We start from the raw sequence: 18220 nt of genomic DNA, 5'->3' as shown, positions 1-18220 counted from the left end.
TGGTATGCGTCTTGGCCGAATTGCGAGTCCTGATGGTGTGGCTTTCGTCTCGATCGAAGAGTCGGACGGCTCTTCGATCGCCAAGGAAATCGCCGAACATCCCTTTGGTACACCGACGTTCACGGGTAGATCGTGGCCGCTGGCCGACGTTCGATTGCTGGCGCCGATCCTCGCGTCCAAGGTGATCTGCGTCGGGAAGAACTACGCGGCACACGCCGCCGAAATGGGTTCGGAAGCGCCGGAGAGTCCTGTGATCTTCCTCAAACCCAACACCTCCATCGTCGGACCCGAGGTGCCCATCGTGCGCCCGCCGTCGTCGGAACGTGTCGACTTCGAGGGCGAGCTCGCCATCGTGATCGGACGTCCGTGCAAGGACGTGAAGGCCGCCGACGCCGCCGGTGCGATCCTCGGCTACACGGTCGCCAATGACGTGACCGCTCGCGATCAGCAGAAGATCGACGGTCAGTGGACGCGCGCCAAGGGCTACGACACCTTCTGCCCGCTCGGACCCTGGATCGAGACCACATTCGACCCGTCCGACGCCGCAATCACGACGGAACTCGACGGCGAGGTGCGTCAACGCAGTCGCACGTCGCTCATGCTCCACGACGTCGGAGCGCTGGTGGAATGGATTTCACGCGTGATGACCCTGCTCCCGGGCGACGTGATCCTGACCGGAACGCCCGAGGGGATCGGTCCGATGGTTGCCGGGCAACGTGTTTCGGTTACGGTCGAGGGCATCGGCACCTTGAGCAATCCGGTGGTCGACAAACCGTGAGCGGATCGGGCGTGGCACGCGTCAACGGAATAGAGCTCGCCTACGAGCGCACGGGCGCGGGCCCCGCGGTCGCGATGGTGATGGGCAGCGGCAGCCCGGGGCGCGTGTGGAAGGCCAATCAGGTTCCCGCGCTTGTGAAAGCCGGGTACGAGGTCGTCACATTCGACAACCGCGGGATCGCGCCGTCGTCGGAGTGCGCCGACGGGTTCACCCTCGACGACATGGTCGCCGACACCGCGAGCCTGATCGAATCACTCGGCATTGCACCGGCATTCGTCGTCGGAACCTCCCTCGGCGCACGGATCACGCAGGAGTTGGCGCTCGCGCGACCGGATCTCGTCCGCGGCGCGGTGATGATGGCGACCTACGGGCGTACCACCGTTCTGCAGGAGACCTTCTCGGTGGGCGAGCGCGCGCTGTACGACAACGGAGTCGAGTTGCCGCCGGAGTATGAGGCGGCGATCACTGCCGAGCAGAACCTCTCCGCGCACACACTCGCCGACGACCGCGCGACCCGCGACTGGCTCGACGTCATGATGTTCTCGCAGCAGAAGATGACGCCGGGTATGCGTGCGCAACTCGGAATCCACACGAACGAGCCCAACCGACTCGATGCGTACCGCCGCATCGCCGTTCCGTCGCTCGTCGTCGGATTCAGCGACGATCGACGACTTCCTGTCGAGCTCGCCCGTGAAGTGGCCGATGCGATCCCCACCGCGGAGTATGCGCAGGTCGACAAGGCCGGGCACTTCGGATATCTCGAGCAGCCTGCCGAGGTGAATCGACTGCTGATCGACTTCCTCGGTCGCCACCGCGACTGAGCACGCGCTCGGAGGTCGGTGCCCATTCGATACGCTGACCTCCATGAGCAGCGCGCAGGGAGTCCGTGTCCGTTTCTGTCCGTCGCCCACGGGCACACCGCATGTGGGAATGGTGCGGACCGCATTGTTCAACTTCGCCCAGGCCCGTCATGACAAGGGCACCTTCGTCTTCCGGATCGAAGACACCGACGCCGCGCGCGACAGCCAGGAATCCTACGACGCGATCCTCGAGTCGCTGCGCTGGCTCGGGCTCGACTGGGACGAGGGCCCCGAGGTCGGCGGCCCGTATGCGCCCTATCGGCAGTCGGAACGTCGCGGCATCCACCAGGACGTCGTGAAGCAACTCCTCGACGCGGGTGAGGCCTACGAGGCGTTCTCGACGCCCGAGGAGGTCGAGGCCCGCCACCGCGCGGCAGGGCGTGACCCCAAACTCGGTTACGACAACTTCGACCGCGACCTGACCGACGAACAGCGCGAGGCCTATCGCGCCGAGGGCCGCAAAGCCGTTGTCCGCCTTCCGATGCCCGACCATGACATCACCTGGAACGATCTCGTACGCGGGCCGACGACCATCAAGGCCGGCACCGTTCCCGACTTCGCGCTCACCCGTGCCAACGGTGACCCTCTCTACACACTCGTCAATCCCGTCGACGACGCGATGATGAAAATCACCCACGTGCTGCGCGGTGAAGACCTCTTCTCGTCGACGCCCCGTCAGATCGCGCTGTACGAGGCGCTCATCCGGATCGGCGTCGCCGAGCGTGTCCCGGAATTCGGGCACCTGCCGTTCGTGATGGGGGAGGGCAACAAGAAACTCTCCAAGCGCGACCCGCAGTCGAATCTGTTCCACCATCGCGATCGTGGATTCCTCCCGGAGGGTCTGCTCAATTACCTCGCGCTGCTCGGTTGGGGCTACTCCCACGAGACCGACGTGTTCACGCTCGAGCAGATGATCGACAAGTTCGACGTCCGCGACGTGAACTCCAACCCGGCACGCTTCGATCAGAAGAAGGCCGACGCGATCAACGCGGAGCACATCCGCATGCTCGACCTCGACGACTTCGCGGCGAGGCTCAAGGCGTACCTGGTCACCCAGGGATTCCTCACCGACCCGATCGACGACGAGCAGTTCACCACGATCGCCGAACTGGTGCAGACCCGCATTCAGGTTCTCGGTGAGGCGTGGCCGCTCATCTCCTTCCTCTACGTCAGCGATGACGAGTTCGCGATCGACGAGAAGTCGGCAGCGAAAAACCTCGGCGTCGACGCCGGGCCGGTCCTCGACGCCGCGATCTCGACGCTGTCCTCACTCGCCGAGTGGAACACCGACGCCATCCAGGAAGCCTTGACGAGCGCGCTGGTCGACGGACTCGAACTGAAACCACGAAAGGCGTTCGGGCCCGTGCGTGTGGCGATCACCGGATCGCACATCAGTCCGCCGCTGTTCGAGTCGATGGAGTTGCTCGGACGCGACAAGAGCCTCGCACGGCTCCGGTCGGCAGCGGGCCAGGTGGCCAATTAGCGGGTCTGACCAGGCGATTTGTAGTAACCCGGTCGGCCTCTGCTAGGCTATCGCAGGTTGTTTTCCTCACGGAGAACGAGACCTTTGGGGTATGGTGTAATTGGCAACACAGCGGTTTCTGGTACCGCCATTCTAGGTTCGAGTCCTGGTACCCCAGCGAAAGCCGGGACACCAAACCCTGGCTTTTATAACTGAATATCGAGACATCTGATGTCGTTTCTTGGCCCCGTCGTCTAGCGGCCTAGGACGCCGCCCTCTCAAGGCGGTAGCGCGGGTTCGAATCCCGTCGGGGCTACAAGAAAAACGCACTTCTCCTTTCGGAGAGGTGCGTTTTTTTGTTGCCGCGCCTTCGAAAGCGGGTCAGGCCTGTAACCCCGATGAGTCGACGACGGCCGTCGACCCGGCGACCGGCATCGGGTCGAGGCCGAGCTTGCGGTGATCCCAGGACCGAACGCGCGCCGGGACGAGCCGCACGGCCACGCGCTTGTGCATCATCTGGTCGACGAAGGGCTTCATCTCGTCGGTGTAGGGGCCCGTGTAGCGTTCCCAGACACTCACACCGATGCGATGGCAATGGTCGGGATCGTCGTGGATTTCCGCATGTCCTTCAAAGGCGACGCCGCGCAGAGTGTCGTAGGTGTCGCCGTCCTCGATGAGGACCGAGCATCGCGCGTCGCGGCCGAGATTGACCGCCTTCTGCGACTTGGCCTTTGTCTCGAACCAGATCTCGCCGTCGATGACGCCGTACCACATGGCGACGAGATGGATACCGCCGTCGGCGCCGTGGGTCGCGAGAGTTGCTGTGCGACTGCGTTCGACGAAGTCGGTGATCTCGGCGTCGGACATGACGATCTGTTGACGTTGGTTTGTTCCCATGCCCAGACGCTAACCGAATCAGCCTCGCGCGGTTGGCACTAACCGTTTCTGGATGGCCTCGGCGGCGGCGAGTAGATCGGCAGCCCACCGAGCGCCGGGGCGTCGGCCCATACGATCGATCGGCCCGGAGACCGAGATTGCCGCAACCACATCGCCGTTGGCGTCGCGCAGCGGTGCCGAGACACTGGCGACACCCGCGGCTCGCTCACCGGCGCTCTGCGCCCAGCCGCGGCGGCGGATCTCGTAGAGTGCGCGTTCGCTGAAGACGCTGTCGTGTAGAAGCGCCCGCTGGGTCGACGGTTCGGCCCAGGCGAGCAGGACCTTGGCCGCCGAGCCCGCGCTCATCGGGAAGCGGGTGCCCACGGGTACGGTGTCGCGCAGTCCGGTTGGCGGTTCCATGGCCGCGATGCAGACGCGTTCGGAGCCTTCTCGGCGATAGACCTGAACGGATTCGCCGGTGATCTCACGCAGTCGGGGGAGCACCATGAGTGCGGCCTCCTGGATGGGATCGTGCGCGCTCGACGCCAACTCGCTCAGGGCGGGCCCCGGGTACCACCGTCCGGCGGCGTTGCGTGCAAGCAGGCGATGTGTCTCCAATCCGACGGCCAACCGATGGGCCGTTGCCCGCGGCAGGCTGGTGCGCTCGCAGAGCTCCGTGAGGTTGGCCGGGGCATGCGCGACGGCCCGTAATACGATCACGGACTTGTCGAGTACACCGATTCCGCTCTGCGGTTCCGGTGCGCTATCCTTTCCCATAGGACGATACTAGCGGTCCACATCGTGAGATGCACGCGAGAGGCGGCACAGCCCGCCGACTCCCGCCGCACCCCACCCCAAACCACAAGTGCTACAGCCAGAATGAGTGCAGTGATGACGAACAGCGCAAGTAAGCCTCGTACTCTCGCCGAGAAGGTGTGGGACGACCACGTCGTCGTACGCGGAGACGCGAACGGCGGGAACGACCCCGATCTGATCTTCATTGATCTCCACCTCGTTCACGAGGTCACCAGCCCGCAGGCATTCGAGGGTCTGCGGCTCGCAGGCAGGCCCGTGCACCGACCGGATCTGACGATCGCGACCGAGGATCACAATGTGCCGACGGTCGACACCAACCTGCCCATCGCCGACCCGGTGTCACGGACCCAGGTCGACACGCTGCGAAGCAACTGTGAAGAGTTCGGTATTCGCCTGCACCCCATGGGCGACAAGGAACAGGGCATCGTTCACGTCGTCGGACCTCAGCTGGGACTGACCCAGCCGGGAATGACGGTTGTCTGCGGCGACAGTCACACGTCGACCCACGGCGCCTTCGGTGCGCTCGCCATGGGAATCGGGACATCGGAGGTCGAGCACGTGCTCGCGACGCAGACGCTGTCGTTGCGACCGTTTAGGACGATGGCCATCACGGTCGACGGCGAATTGGCGCCCGGTGTCACGAGTAAGGATCTGATCCTGGCCGTCATCGCCAAAATCGGTACGGGCGGCGGACAGGGCTACGTGCTCGAGTATCGCGGTAGCGCCATCGAAAAACTCTCGATGGAAGCGCGGATGACCATCTGCAACATGTCGATCGAGGCGGGCGCGCGTGCGGGCATGATCGCTCCCGACGAGATCACCTTCGAATTCCTCAAGGGCCGCCCCAATGCTCCGAAGGGAGCGGATTGGGATGCGGCCGTCGAGTATTGGAAGTCGTTGCGCACCGATGACGACGCCGAATTCGACGAAGAAGTGCATATCGACGGCGCGTCGTTGAGTCCCTTCGTCACGTGGGGCACCAATCCCGGCCAGGGAGCGCCACTCTCGGCGTCGGTGCCGGATCCGGCCGACTTCGGCGACGAGAATGCGGCGGGCGCGGCGTCGAAAGCCCTTGAGTACATGGACCTCACCCCCGGAACCCCGTTGCGTGAGATCAGTGTCGACACCGTCTTCGTCGGCTCGTGCACGAATGGTCGGATCGAGGATCTGCGTGCCGTCGCCGAGATCCTCGACGGCCGGACGGTCGCCGAAGGTGTTCGGATGCTTGTGGTCCCGGGTTCGATGCGGGTGCGTGCGCAGGCCGACGAGGAGGGTCTCGGTGAGATCTTCACCGCCGCAGGCGCGGAGTGGCGTCAGGCCGGTTGCTCGATGTGTCTTGGAATGAACCCAGACCAGCTCGCGCCCGGCGAGCGCTGCGCGTCGACGTCGAACCGCAACTTCGAAGGGCGACAAGGCAAGGGCGGCCGTACGCATCTCGTGTCACCCGCCGTCGCCGCGGCAACGGCTGTGCGAGGCACACTGTCGTCGCCCGCGGATCTGTGACAGGCGCGCAACGCGCCGTCTGAGTCCGCCATCTCCGAAGCCAACTCCCAGATCGCAAGAGGCACACATCATGGAACCATTCATCACTCACACAGGCATCGGCGTTCCGCTGCGTCGAAGCAACGTCGACACCGACCAGATCATCCCCGCCGTCTACCTGAAGCGTGTGACCCGCACCGGTTTTGAGGACGGACTGTTCGCCGGGTGGCGCACCGACCCCGACTTCATCCTCAACGTCGAACCCTGGAATCGCGGTTCGGTTCTGGTCGCGGGTCCCGACTTCGGCACCGGGTCGTCGCGCGAGCATGCGGTCTGGGCACTGTCGGACTTCGGTTTTCGCGTTGTCATCTCGTCGAGGTTCGCAGACATCTTCCGCGGCAACGCCGGAAAGGCCGGTCTCGTCGCCGCACAGGTCGAGCAATCCGACGTCGAACTGCTCTGGAAGCGTCTCGAAGAGCAGCCGGGCCTCGAACTGACTGTGAGCCTCGAAGATAGGACCGTAACCGCGGGAGACCTCGTGGTGCCGTTGACAATTGATGACTACACGCGGTGGCGTCTGATGGAGGGACTCGACGACATCGGGCTGACATTACGGCAGGTAGACGCGATTTCTGAGTACGAGCAGCGTCGCCCGTCATGGAAGCCGACAACATTGCCGCTCTGATTTACGGCTCTAGGCAAGCCTTTCCGCGATACGACGACGGAAGTGCCCGAAAGCGTGACGAATTGGTGACACGTCGCGCTAATTGGCGTGGAAGATGGAAGTTTTCGGCGTCGACGTTTACCGTGTGGTGGTAGCTGGCCTGATAAGAGGGCCAGATCGGCTTGCGGAGGTATCCAATGAACAAGGCAGAGCTCATCGATGAGCTGACAGTAAAACTCGACACGGATCGAAAGACCGCGACCGAGGCAGTCGAGCAGTTGGTCGACTCGATCGTGCGCGCAGTCAATAAGGGTGAGAGCGTCACCATCACCGGCTTCGGTGTCTTCGAGAAGCGTCGTCGCGCACCACGCGTCGCGCGCAACCCGCGCACAGGCGAGACTGTCAAGGTTCGCGCGACGTCGGTGCCCGCGTTCCGTCCGGGTGCTCAGTTCAAGGCTGTCGTGTCCGGCAAGCAGAAGCTCGCCTCGTCGGGTCCGGCCGTGAAGCGTGGCAGCGGCGCCACCACGGGTACCGCGGCCAAGAAGACCACTGCGGCAAAGAAGTCGACAGGTACCGCGGCGAAGAAGACCACCGCCGCGAAGAAGACGACGACTGCGGCGAAGAAGACCACCGCCGCGAAGAAGACGACGACTGCGGCGAAGAAGACGACGCCGGCAAAGAAGACCACCACCGCGGCGAAGAAGACCACGCCGGCAAAGAAGACCACCACCGCGGCGAAGAAGACCACGCCGGCAAAGAAGACCACCACCGCGGCCAAGAAGACCACGCCGGCAAAGAAGACGACGGCCAAGAAGACAGCCGCCAAGAAGACGACCCGTCGCTGAAAGTCTCGCAGCGACAAGTTCACATTCTCAACTCACCCCCGATGGCCTTCCCCCGTCGGGGGTGAGGTGCGTTCGGACCCGATTCAGCCCCTGTAGCCAATCGCCCTGGGCCCGACCAAACCCCGGGCCCGACCAACCCCGGGGCCCGATCAACCCCTGGGCCCGGTCAACCGCTCCGGCGGGTCACTCGACGTCGTGGCCGGGGAACGGGCTGTCGATGTGGTCGGCGGCGACGAGCTTGCCCTGATGCGTCGACACCACCCACACGCTCGCCTTGCGGTTACGCGAGGCAGGCAACGAGACGCCGTCCTGCTTGCCCCACCACTCCATGAGCGGCGGAATCACCTTGCCCTGACTGCATACTGCGCGCACGACGGAACCAGAATCGGTCGCGAGGTCGACGATGCGTCGTTGCGCGGCAACGGGGTCGTCGCGGTAGGCCTCTTCCGACAGCGTCGATTCCGTGATGATCGGCACCCCCAGCGCACGAGCGGTCGGCGCAACGGTTTGCTCGCACCTGGTCCGGTCGGCGCTGTGTATCTCGTTGGTACCGAACGCGGGGAGCAGTACCGACAGCGCGTCGGCCTGTGTGCGTCCCTCGGGGTCGAGCGGACGCAGCCGGTCGTCGCCGTGGTAGCGGGAACGACTGCCTGCCTTGGCATGGCGAACCAGCAGCAGAGTATCGAGATCGACTGGGAGCCTTAGGAATTCGCGTAGTACGCGGCGATCCTGCGAGTAGCTCAGAAGCCGCTCTGCCGCGTCGATGCCGAGCCACTCCATCTCGTCGACTTCGTGGTTCTCGACGAATTCTCCGCCGACAGCTCGAGCCGACCAATACCGCACGCGCTTTCGGCCGCTCGAGATGTCGTAGCCGACGTCGCGGAGATACCTGCCGATGCGTACGCGGTAACCGGTCTCCTCGCCGATCTCGCGCACCGCGGTCATCACGAGTGTCTCGTCGGCTTCGATCTTCCCTTTGGGTAGGGTCCAGTCGTCGTAGCGAGGTCGATGGATCACACCGATCTCGACACCGTTGTTCTCCCGCGGACGCCACAGCACGCCGCCCGCAGCCCAGATCGTCTTGTGTGTCTTAGACATTGCCTGTGATGCTAGTGGCCGAAGGTTACGAAAAGGGTGGGCTTGTCACATGCCTGCGTCGCGACGGCGGGTGCGCCGCATCATCTGTCGTTGATGGTCGCGTACCTCTTCGCCCGCGGCGGGTGAGGCCATCCAGCTTCCGTCCGATTGCAGGACCCAGCATCGTGTTCGGGGGTCGAGCGCCGAGTCGAAGATGTCGCCGAGTTCGGCGGTCAGCCGGTCATCGCGCACCTGCACCATCACCTCGATACGTCGATCGAGGTTGCGGTGCATCATGTCGGCGCTGCCGATCCAGTACTCATCCTGCGCCCCGAAATGGAAGATGCGTGAGTGTTCGAGGAATTGGCCGAGGATCGAGCGCACGTGAATGTTGTCGCTGACGCCCGGCATCCCGGGACGCAATGCGCAGATTCCACGCACGACGATTTCGACCGGAACGCCGTTCTGCGATGCGCGGTACAGGGCATCGATCACCTGCTCGTCGACGAGAGCGTTGGCCTTCAACCGAACTCGGGCGCGGGGATCGCCTTCGTGCTTGAGTTCGATCTCACGGTTGATGCGCTCGACGATGCCGGAACGAATCCCGGTGGGAGCGACCAGGATGTTGCGGTACTCGCGTTTACGGGAGTAACCGGTCAGTGTGTTGAACAGGTCGGTCAGGTCGGCGCCGATGTCCGGTGCGGCAGTGAACAATCCGACGTCCTCGTAGAGCCGAGCGGTCTTCGGGTTGTAATTGCCGGTGCCGATGTGGCAGTAGCGTCGGATCGACGATCCCTCACGACGCACCACAAGGCATGTCTTGCAGTGGGTTTTGAGTCCGACAAGGCCGTAGACAACGTGCACGCCTGCCTGCTCGAGCTGGCGCGCCCACTTGATGTTGGCCTGTTCGTCGAAGCGCGCCTTGATCTCGACGAGAGCCACGACCTGCTTGCCTGCCTCGGCAGCGTCGATGAGCGCGTTGACAATCGGCGAATCACCCGAGGTGCGATACAACGTCTGCTTGATCGCGAGAACCTGCGGGTCGGCTGCAGCCTGCTCGATGAATCGCTGCACGCTCGTCGAGAACGAATCGTAGGGGTGGTGTACGAGGACATCGCCTTCGCGCAACGTGGAGAAGACACTCTTGGGCGTCTCCCGCTCGCCAAACGCGGGATGTGTCGACGGTACGAACGGGGGGTCCTTGAGCTGTGGCCGGTCGAGTGAACCGATCTCGAACAGCGACGCCAGATCGAGCAGCCCCGGAACTTGGATGACGTCGGCGGGGTTGACGTCGAGTTCACGCAGGAGCAGTTCGAGCATGTGCTCGGTCATGTCGTCGGCGACCTCGAGTCGGACCGGCGAACCGAACCGGCGTCGTGCGAGTTCACGTTCGAGCGCCTGAAGCAGGTCTTCGTCGCGATCCTCTTCGACCTCGAAGTCTGCGTTGCGCGTGATGCGGAACGCGTGGTGCTCCACGATCTCCATGCCAGGGAACAGATGTCCGAGATTGGCGGCGATCAGATTTTCCATCGGCAGGAAGATCGCGGTGCGATGTCCCTTGCCGTCGGCTTCTGCACTCGGCGGCATCAGTCGATCGACACGGACGAACCGATTGACGTTGTCGGGCACCTTGACTCGCGCGAAGTGCTCGCCGCCCTCGCCGGCGTCGCGCACCGTGACAGCGAGGTTGAGGCTCAGTCCGCTGATGTAGGGGAAGGGGTGTGCGGGATCGACGGCGAGGGGCGTCAGCACCGGGAACACGTCATCGTGGAAGTACTCGACCATCCGAGCCTGCTGGGCCTCGGTCAGATCCGACCAGCCGACGACGTAGATGTCGTTGTCCGCCAACGCAGGACGCACCGAGTCGAGGAACACTCTGGCGTGCCGGTCGGCGAGGGTCTGGGTGCGTCCGGCGATCCGCAGCAACTGTTCGCGCGGGGAGAGTCCGTCGGCTGAACGCACCGACAGGCCGGTTTCGTCACGGCGCTTGAGACCCGCGACGCGGACCATGAAGAACTCGTCGAGATTCGACGCGAAGATCGCGAGGAACTTCGCGCGTTCGAGCAGCGGGATCGACGTGTCCTCGGCGAGTGCGAGAACACGCGAATTGAAGTCGAGCCAACTCAGCTCGCGATTGAGGTATCTGTCCTCGGGAAGATCGGCTGACTCGCCCGGTTCGAGAGTTGCCGCGGGCGGCGCACCAGGAATCGCACTGATCGGTTGTGTGGTGACCGGAGTCGTCGTGGTGTCGTCAGCTGTGCTCACCGTTCAATCATGACGCATCGGACTGATCGCCGACACCGCTGGCCGTCGCGTCGGGGATCTCGGCGTTTCCGAGTACCGCGAGTGTGTGCTCGCCGACGCCGAGTCGCAGTGCGGCGACGAGATCACCGACGGTGTCGACGTCGGTGCGTGCGTCGGGCCAGAGGAGATGCTCTGGGTCGAGTTCGACAACGCCCGCGGCGCGGTGTGCCGCAGCCGAATCCGGTCCGAAACGCGGCAAATCCTGCGTCGTCATCGGCCGCAGCAGAAGAGATGTGCCCGTGCCTGCACGGTCGGTCACCATCGACGCGCCGCGCTCGACTGCGGCGTCGACGATCTCGCGCAGACTCGACGGCTGCGCCGCGGGAAGGTCGGCCTGGACGATCACGACCCATCGATGCGAAGGCCACATGGTTCGAGCCTCCGCGGCGCCGAGCGCGTAGGCCGCGTTCAAGTCACCTGCGACGTCGCCGGGCTCGTCGACGACGTGTGCCGAGAGTTGCTGGGCCAGCTCGCGGACCCGGTCATCCGGGGTCACGACGACGACGTCGCGAATTCCTGCTTCGTGCAGGGTGCCGATGGTGTCCGCGAGCATGGCGAGCACGAAGGCGCCCGGATCGGCCCGCAGGCGCTCGCGCTGTGCGGGGGAGAGCTCGATCAGGGACGTCTCGGGAGTCTCAACCCCTGCGGCGTCGCTCATGGTGGAGACCAGACGCGATTTGGCGTCGCCGAGTCGTTTGACCGCGAGGACCGCGACCACGGTGCCGAGCGCGCACTCGTCGCCGGAGTCGCCGCAGTGCTGCCCGCGATCGGCGGGTACCGGAGCGTCGGCGGGCATGCGTCGTCGCTCGTTCGGATGACCGCGTACACAGGAGAGGGTCATGTAGACATGATGACCCATGCACGAGAGGACGTGTGGACGCGAGGGGTGATCGGCGTCGCAGGTTCTCGAATCGATCGGACGGGCATCGTCGGCGGTCTACCCTTGACCGAAGCGATGTCGGGCGAATGAGGAGAGTTGTGCGGGCGGTTGTGATGGGTGCCGGGTCATGGGGCACGGCGACGGCGAAGGTACTCAGCGACGCGGGGACCGACACCACCCTGTGGTGTCGGCGAGAAGAACTCGCCGATCGGATCAACGAGTCGCATACCAATGCCGACTACCTGGCGGGAATCACCCTTCCCGCGAATCTCACGGCGTCGAGCGACATCGCCGAGGCGCTGACCGACGCCGATCTCGTGGTGTGTGCTGTCCCGGCGCAGTCGCTGCGCGACAACCTCGCCAACTGGCGCCCGCACCTGAGCGACGACGCGACGCTGGTCTCGCTGGCCAAGGGCATCGAGACGTCGACGCTGATGCGTATGAGCGAGGTGATCGCCGAGGTCGCAGAGGTTCCCGCCGAGCAGATCGCGGTGCTCACCGGGCCGAATCTCGCGCGTGAGGTCGCCGAGGGCCAGCCCGCCGCAACGGTGATCGCGTGCTCCGACCTCGCGCGTGCCGAACAGCTACAGCAGATGTTCAACACCGGGTACTTCCGGCCGTACACCAACACCGACGTCATCGGCTGTGAGATCGGCGGTGCGGTCAAGAACGTGATCGCGCTGGCGTGCGGTATGGCCAGCGGCGTCGGATTCGGGCAGAACACCCTCGCGACGATCATCACTCGTGGCCTCGCGGAGACCATCAGACTCTCGAGCGCAGTCGGTGGGCAGATCGAGACCCTCGCCGGTCTCGCGGGTATCGGCGACCTCGTCGCCACCTGCTCGTCGCCGCTGTCGCGCAACCGCACCTTCGGTGCCCATCTCGGGCAGGGTGCGACGATGGAAGAGGCGCAGGCCGCAGCGTCGGGTCAGGTCGCCGAGGGCGTGAAATCGTGCACGTCCGTCACGGCACTCGCCGAGAAATACCAGGTCTCCATGCCGCTCACCGAAGCTGTGAACAGTGTCTGCCACGACGGCCTGCCCGTCGCCGACGCGGTCAGCTCATTGCTGGGTCGCAAGACCAAACCGGAGTTCCGAGCCGGCGACGCGTGATCTACCCGCGGCCGGACGGTACGAAAGCGGTTGCCGCTCAGCCGAAGTCGAGTGGTCCTCGGGGGAGTGTCCGTTCGATGGCGGCCGAGACGTCGGTGATCGGTCCGTTGCCCGCGTTCACCGGAACCCACAGCGCAACGTACGGGCGGTGATCGACGCAGATGAACGCCTGCCCGGAACCCTCGATGGAATCGGTGATGAACCACTGCACGGGGTTGACCACCTGCAGGTTGCTGGTGGGGGAGAGCTCCGCCGGGCGCGAGACGCCGCACCGCACGATCACCGGATCGCCGTCTTTGCTCGCAGGCCAACTGGCCTGTGTTCCCGAGATCGTCTTGTTGCCGTATCCCTCGAAGGTCTGCGGCAGCGCGGCGAGGAACTTCGGGCATTCGGCGGGAGTCGACGACTCCGCGGCGTACGAGTCGACGGGCGTCGAGTCCGAGTTGCCCGGACGAAGCGCCGCGAACACGATGAAGCCCACGATCACCATCACCGGAATCGTCACCAGTGTGGCGATCAGCGCCGGACTCAGCCGCGGTCCTGAGTCGCCGTAGCGCGCGTGCGTCGTGTCCTCGACGCTTTCGGCGGAGCCGGACTTTTCGACGCTTTCGGCGGAGCCGGACTTTTCGACGCTGTCGGCGGAGCCGGACTTTTCGACGCCTTCGGCCGCGCTGACACGTTCGGCGTCGGTCTCTTCCGCGCGGTCGGCGTTGTTGTCGGGTTCGTCCGGTCCGGGTGGGGTCACGACGACAACCCTAGGACATCGCCGCGCAGCTCCTGTGGCGTGCCGGTCAGTGCGCTGCGTTCACCACCGGGCATGTCAGGGTGCGTGTGATGCCGTCGACCTTCTGGATCTGAGGTACGACGTCGTTGGTCAGGTGGCCCGCATCGGTGGCCTCGACCCGCACGATCACGTCGTAGGGCCCACTGACCTCCTCGGAGGAGGCAACTCCGGAGATCTCTGCGATCGTCGCAGCCGCCAATGCGGCTCGTCCGACCTCCGTCTGGATCAGTATGTATGCCTGAACCACGGCCATCCTCTCGTATCCACTGTGCCGTCGGCCCCGGGCTGGGGAGCGGCGAGTCGACGCCCGCGGCAAGCCGCCGAAGGCATCTGGCTCCGGTCTCCCGGAAACCACTTCGCGCGTCGAAGCGCCACACGAAGTCACTACACTGTGGGGATATTGTCACCACAACGCCGCGAGAGCGCGAACCGAAACGAATAACCGTGGAGCCGACGAGGAGTTGACAGTGGCAGGTGGCGACGAGAACGCCACGACCCCCGACCACCCGGAGCCCAGTGGTGTCACAGTCGGTGACCTGGGTGAGCGGGCGCTCATCTCGCTGTTCACCTCGGCGGCGACGACCGCAACGTCCCGCGACATCGTCGTCGGATCCGGTGACGACGCCGCCATTTTCGACGCGGGTGGTCCGACCGTCATCAGTACGGACACCGCCGTGCAGAACCGTCACTTTCGCTTCGAGTGGTCGACGCCGCGCCAGATCGGAGAGCGGGCGGTGATCCAGAGCGCGGCTGACATCGCGGCGATGGGGGCACGTACGGTCGGCGTCGTCGTATCGATCGCATGTCCGGTGAGCACTCCCGCTGCCACTCTGACCGAGATCAATGACGGCATCCTCGCCGCAACCCAACGTCTCGGCGGTCGCGTGCTCGGCGGCGACCTCGTCGCCGCAGACGAGGTGGTGCTGACCGTCACATCGGTTGGCGCACTCGACGGACTCACCCCGGTGGCGTTGACCGGCGCGCAGGTCGGCGATGTGCTGGCTGTGAGCGGACCACTCGGCAGCGCCGCCGCCGGGCTCGCCGTCCTGCTCGCCGCTGATGGATGCGACGAAGACGGCGAGCGGAGTGCCGAGCGCTCCCACCGACTACGTGCGCAGCACGCCGAGGTGGTGGATTCGCACCGTCTGCCCAACCCCGACCTCTCGGCGGGTGTGGTGGCGGCGCGAGCAGGCGCTCACGCCATGACCGATGTCTCCGACGGACTTGTCGAGGAGCTGAAAACCCTGGCGGCGGCGTCGAATGTGGCTCTCGCAGTTGACGTTTCGAGTGTTCCGCGAACAGAGGCGACCACCCGTGCCGCGGCCGAACTCGGTGAGTCCGACGACATCTGGGCACTCACCGGGGGTGAAGACCACCAGTTACTGGCTGCGTTCGCCGCCGACGACGTTCCGCTGGGGTGGGTCGTCATCGGTGATGTCCGCGAACGCACGGGAGATCGCGCACCGGTGTCTCTCGACGGCATCGCGACGAGTGACCTGCGCGGATGGCAGTCCTTCGGACACCAGTAGGTGGCGGCCGTCACCGCGGTGATTAGATCGACCCATGGCGATTTACGCACTCGACGATCGTGAACCGATCCTCGGTGAGGACGTGTACATCCACCCCGACGCGACGGTGATCGGCGCCGTCACCCTCGCAGACGGGGTGTCGGTGTGGCCCGGGGCTGTGCTGCGGGGTGACTACGGGACAATCTCCATCGGTCGGCGAACCAACATTCAGGACGGCACGGTCATCCACTGCACGCCGATCGATCCGACGGTCATCGGTGCCGGTTGCGTCGTCGGACACAACGCCCACATCGAGGGTGCGACGATCGGCGACAATTGTTTGATCGCGTCGGGTTCCGTTGTCCTCAACGGGTCGACGGTCGGTGACGGCGCCATTGTCGGCGCGGGAGCCGTTGTGCCTTTCAAGTTCTCGGTTCCCGCACGGGCGATGGCACTCGGTGTGCCCGCGCGTATCCGCGAGGGATTCGAGGTGCCCGCCGACCATATCGACCTGAACGTCGAGATGTACCACCAGAATTCGCTGTACTACCGATCGAAGCTCAGGAGACTCGACTGATCATGACCCCACAACCGTTGAGCGAACTCATCGATCCCGGTTGGGCGCAGGCACTCGCGCCGGTCGAGGAGAACATCGCGCAGATGGGGCAGTTCCTGCGTGACGAGAATGCCGCTGGTCGCCGCTACCTCCCAGCCGGACGAAATGTGTTGCGCGCATTCACACAACCTTTCGACGACGTCCGCGTGCTCATCGTCGGACAGGATCCGTACCCGACGCCCGGCCATGCGGTCGGGCTGAGTTTTTCTGTCGCAGAGGATGTTTCGCCCATTCCGCGCTCGTTGGCCAACATCTACACCGAGTACTGCGCCGATCTCGGTTATCCCAAGCCGGCCAACGGCGACCTGACACCGTGGGCGAAATCGGGTGTGCTGCTGCTCAACAGAGTGTTGACCGTCGCTCCCGGCGAGCCCGCGTCGCACCGCAACAAGGGGTGGGAGGCGGTGACCGAGTGCGCGATCAAAGCGCTCGTGTCACGCGACGAGCCGCTCGTGGCAATCCTGTGGGGACGCGATGCCGCAGGCCTTCAGCAATGGATGCCCGACGTACCGGTGATCGTGTCGCCGCACCCCTCACCGTTGTCGGCGAGCAAGGGGTTCTTCGGCTCGCGTCCGTTCAGTCGGGCCAATACCGAACTCGAAGATCTCGGCGGCGAACCGGTCGACTGGCGCCTACCCTCCTGAAGCCCCTGCTCTGCTGAAGCCCCCTTCCTGTCAGCGGACGAAGCGTCGGGCTTCGGCGTCGGTGCGTTCCTGCCAGCCCACTCTCTCGAGTTCGGGGACGTCGTCGGCCTCGGTGGGATAACCCAGGCACAGGTATGCGGTGAGTCGCCACGTGTCGGGCACACCGAGATCGGTTGCCGCGGTGGGGGCGTCGAGGATGGATATCCAGCCGACTCCGACGCCGCGCGCCCGTGCTGCCAGCCACAGGGTCGCGACGGCAGTGACCGTCGAGTAGTCAAGTGTCTCCGGCATCGTCCGCTTACCGAGGCCGTGCCCCTGCGTGCCCGCATGGTCGGTGAAGACAGCGAGCTGGATCGGAGCGTCGTCGAGTCCGGAGAGCTTCAGCGCCGCGTACGCACGCTTGCGTTCGCCCGCGTACCCGTCGAGGGCCTCGGCGTTGCATGCGACGAAGTTGCGGCGGATGCGAACGCGGGCCTGCGCCGAGTCGACGCGCACCCATCGCCACGGTTGGCTGTTGCCGACCGACGGCGCGAGCTCGGCTCGTGCCAGCAACTCGTCGAGCAAGTCTGGCTCGAGTGGATCGGCCCGGAAATGTCGGACGTCACGACGCCACGCGAACAACGTGTCGAGGTTGTCGATGAACGAAGCGTCGAACGTCGTCACCGCTCGCGTGCCGCTGCGAAGTCGGGGGTCCGCTTGCCCACGAACGCGTCGACGCCCTCGACACCCTCCGCGGAGCCGCTGTTGGTCGAGATCGCGTGAGCCTCGGCGGCTAGCTGATCGCGGAGTGTCGCGGTGGCCGACGCGCTCAGGAGGGCGCGTGTCGCGGCCAGTCCGGCGCGTGGGCCTGCGGCGAGTGTGCGGGCGATCTCGGCGGCGGTGTCGTCGATCTCGGCGTCGTCGACGAGGCGCGAGAGGATGCCCCACGCGAGTCCCTCGTCAGCGGTGATGACTCTGTCGGTGAGGATGATGTCGCGGGCGCGGGCCGCTCCGACGGTGCGCGGGAGGGTCCACGTCATACCGCCGTCCGGCGACAAGCCGATTCCGGTGTAGGCGGGACGCAGGTTGGTCGACGGCCCTCCGATCGCGATGTCTGCGTGCAGCACGATGCTCAGCCCGGCCCCTGCGGCCCATCCGCGCACACCCGCGACGACCGGACGATCGGCGTCGAGCAGGGCGGTGACGAAGTCATGGAAGGTGTCGGCGAGGGCACGGATGAAGGTGGGGCGGTGCTCGGCAGAGGCGAAATCGCGCACATTGCCGCCCGCGCAGAAATTTCGGCCGGCGCCGAGCAGCAGGACCGCGCCGACTTCGCGTTCGCCGCGTGCGATCTCGCGCAGGGCGGTGGTTGCCGATTTCAGTGAGGCGTCGTCGAGTGCGCCGCCCTTGCTCGCATCGGAGATGCGTAGGACGAGGACGTCGCCGTCCTGTGTCACAGCCGAGTCTGCCGGGGACGTTGTGGTCAAGGTCATGGACGACACCCTAACCCGCAGATGCAGACAACCCGACCCC

At 65.2% G+C, this 18220-nt stretch carries 19 protein-coding genes and 2 tRNA genes; 12 read left to right on the top strand and 9 right to left on the bottom strand.

Going from position 1 to position 18220, the window contains the following annotated elements:
• Positions 1–4 precede the first annotated feature (4 nt).
• From B3T59_RS18720 to B3T59_RS18700, 5 genes are all read left to right on the top strand, one after another.
• The gene (locus B3T59_RS18720; protein WP_039855258.1) at positions 5–778 is read left to right on the top strand and encodes a fumarylacetoacetate hydrolase family protein; all 774 of its coding nucleotides are present in this window, start codon (positions 5–7) and stop codon (positions 776–778) included.
• Positions 775–1599 (top strand): alpha/beta fold hydrolase, encoded by an 825-nt coding sequence (locus B3T59_RS18715; RefSeq protein ID WP_005205204.1) that lies wholly within the window; start codon positions 775–777, stop codon positions 1597–1599. Before B3T59_RS18720 ends, B3T59_RS18715 begins: the two co-directional genes overlap by 4 nt.
• A 43-nt stretch (positions 1600–1642) precedes the next feature.
• Complete coding sequence (gene gltX, locus B3T59_RS18710; protein ID WP_064864575.1) at positions 1643–3121, top strand: glutamate--tRNA ligase; 1479 nt, start codon at positions 1643–1645, stop codon at positions 3119–3121.
• 85 nt (positions 3122–3206) lie between these two features.
• A tRNA-Gln gene (locus B3T59_RS18705) sits at positions 3207–3278 on the top strand.
• 65 nt (positions 3279–3343) lie between these two features.
• Positions 3344–3416 (top strand) — tRNA-Glu (locus tag B3T59_RS18700).
• A 65-nt stretch (positions 3417–3481) separates the two neighbouring features.
• On the opposite strand, the gene B3T59_RS18695 is transcribed toward B3T59_RS18700, so the two are convergent.
• Positions 3482–3997 (bottom strand): pyridoxamine 5'-phosphate oxidase family protein, encoded by a 516-nt coding sequence (locus B3T59_RS18695; RefSeq protein WP_005205202.1) that lies wholly within the window; start codon positions 3995–3997, stop codon positions 3482–3484.
• Between the two features lie 18 nt (positions 3998–4015).
• Positions 4016–4753, bottom strand: coding sequence for an IclR family transcriptional regulator (locus tag B3T59_RS18690; RefSeq protein WP_005205200.1), 738 nt, complete (start codon positions 4751–4753; stop codon positions 4016–4018).
• A 114-nt stretch (positions 4754–4867) separates the two neighbouring features.
• Between B3T59_RS18690 and leuC the strand changes: the two genes are divergently transcribed.
• From leuC to B3T59_RS18675, 3 genes are all read left to right on the top strand, one after another.
• Positions 4868–6295, top strand: coding sequence for a 3-isopropylmalate dehydratase large subunit (gene leuC / locus B3T59_RS18685; protein WP_005205199.1), 1428 nt, complete (start codon positions 4868–4870; stop codon positions 6293–6295).
• Between the two features lie 70 nt (positions 6296–6365).
• Complete coding sequence (gene leuD, locus B3T59_RS18680; RefSeq protein ID WP_064863041.1) at positions 6366–6959, top strand: 3-isopropylmalate dehydratase small subunit; 594 nt, start codon at positions 6366–6368, stop codon at positions 6957–6959.
• A gap of 176 nt (positions 6960–7135) precedes the next feature.
• Positions 7136–7783: an HU family DNA-binding protein gene (locus tag B3T59_RS18675; RefSeq protein ID WP_005205195.1), complete on the top strand. Its 648-nt coding sequence runs from the start codon at positions 7136–7138 to the stop codon at positions 7781–7783.
• A gap of 183 nt (positions 7784–7966) precedes the next feature.
• On the opposite strand, the gene B3T59_RS18670 is transcribed toward B3T59_RS18675, so the two are convergent.
• From B3T59_RS18670 to cofC, 3 genes are read right to left on the bottom strand one after another with little or no spacing between them, the layout of a single operon-like run.
• Complete coding sequence (locus B3T59_RS18670; protein WP_005205193.1) at positions 7967–8881, bottom strand: NUDIX hydrolase; 915 nt, start codon at positions 8879–8881, stop codon at positions 7967–7969.
• 45 nt (positions 8882–8926) lie between these two features.
• Complete coding sequence (locus B3T59_RS18665; RefSeq protein ID WP_005205192.1) at positions 8927–11125, bottom strand: RNA degradosome polyphosphate kinase; 2199 nt, start codon at positions 11123–11125, stop codon at positions 8927–8929.
• A gap of 7 nt (positions 11126–11132) precedes the next feature.
• Positions 11133–12005 carry a 2-phospho-L-lactate guanylyltransferase gene (gene cofC / locus B3T59_RS18660; protein ID WP_287004722.1) on the bottom strand — a complete coding sequence of 291 codons (873 nt, stop codon included), beginning with the start codon at positions 12003–12005 and terminating at the stop codon, positions 11133–11135.
• Between the two features lie 137 nt (positions 12006–12142).
• Here cofC and B3T59_RS18655 point away from each other — a divergent pair, with 137 nt between their 5' ends.
• The gene (locus B3T59_RS18655; protein WP_039855255.1) at positions 12143–13156 is read left to right on the top strand and encodes an NAD(P)H-dependent glycerol-3-phosphate dehydrogenase; all 1014 of its coding nucleotides are present in this window, start codon (positions 12143–12145) and stop codon (positions 13154–13156) included.
• A 37-nt stretch (positions 13157–13193) separates the two neighbouring features.
• Here the strand turns inward: B3T59_RS18655 and B3T59_RS18650 are convergent, their stop codons facing one another.
• Together B3T59_RS18650 and B3T59_RS18645 are read right to left on the bottom strand one after the other, a co-directional pair.
• A complete protein-coding gene (locus B3T59_RS18650; protein ID WP_005205187.1) occupies positions 13194–13901 on the bottom strand; it encodes a DUF3515 domain-containing protein in 708 nt (235 codons plus the stop codon).
• 46 nt (positions 13902–13947) lie between these two features.
• Positions 13948–14193, bottom strand: a complete 246-nt coding sequence (locus B3T59_RS18645; protein WP_049698379.1) for an Lrp/AsnC ligand binding domain-containing protein — start codon at positions 14191–14193, stop codon at positions 13948–13950.
• Between the two features lie 214 nt (positions 14194–14407).
• Between B3T59_RS18645 and thiL the strand changes: the two genes are divergently transcribed.
• Genes thiL through B3T59_RS18630 form a run of 3 tightly spaced genes read left to right on the top strand, consistent with a single transcriptional unit; the run spans position 14408 to position 16708 of the window.
• Positions 14408–15469 carry a thiamine-phosphate kinase gene (gene thiL / locus B3T59_RS18640; protein ID WP_287004719.1) on the top strand — a complete coding sequence of 354 codons (1062 nt, stop codon included), beginning with the start codon at positions 14408–14410 and terminating at the stop codon, positions 15467–15469.
• A gap of 34 nt (positions 15470–15503) precedes the next feature.
• The gene (locus B3T59_RS18635; protein ID WP_064863033.1) at positions 15504–16025 is read left to right on the top strand and encodes a gamma carbonic anhydrase family protein; all 522 of its coding nucleotides are present in this window, start codon (positions 15504–15506) and stop codon (positions 16023–16025) included.
• A 2-nt stretch (positions 16026–16027) separates the two neighbouring features.
• A complete protein-coding gene (locus B3T59_RS18630) occupies positions 16028–16708 on the top strand; it encodes a uracil-DNA glycosylase (RefSeq protein ID WP_064863032.1) in 681 nt (226 codons plus the stop codon).
• Between the two features lie 30 nt (positions 16709–16738).
• Here the strand turns inward: B3T59_RS18630 and bluB are convergent, their stop codons facing one another.
• The gene (gene bluB / locus B3T59_RS18625; RefSeq protein ID WP_005205169.1) at positions 16739–17371 is read right to left on the bottom strand and encodes a 5,6-dimethylbenzimidazole synthase; all 633 of its coding nucleotides are present in this window, start codon (positions 17369–17371) and stop codon (positions 16739–16741) included.
• Positions 17368–18180 (bottom strand): enoyl-CoA hydratase/isomerase family protein, encoded by an 813-nt coding sequence (locus B3T59_RS18620; protein ID WP_005205166.1) that lies wholly within the window; start codon positions 18178–18180, stop codon positions 17368–17370. The genes bluB and B3T59_RS18620 overlap by 4 nt, the downstream gene beginning before the upstream one ends.
• Positions 18181–18220 lie beyond the last annotated feature (40 nt).

Origin of the sequence: Gordonia sp. UBA7860 (assembly GCF_002500165.1) — a bacterium.
In the GTDB taxonomy this organism is placed as follows: domain Bacteria; phylum Actinomycetota; class Actinomycetes; order Mycobacteriales; family Mycobacteriaceae; genus Gordonia; species Gordonia sputi.
The sequence above is the reverse complement of the archived record's forward strand: the minus strand, read 5'-3'. Positions and strand labels throughout refer to the sequence as shown.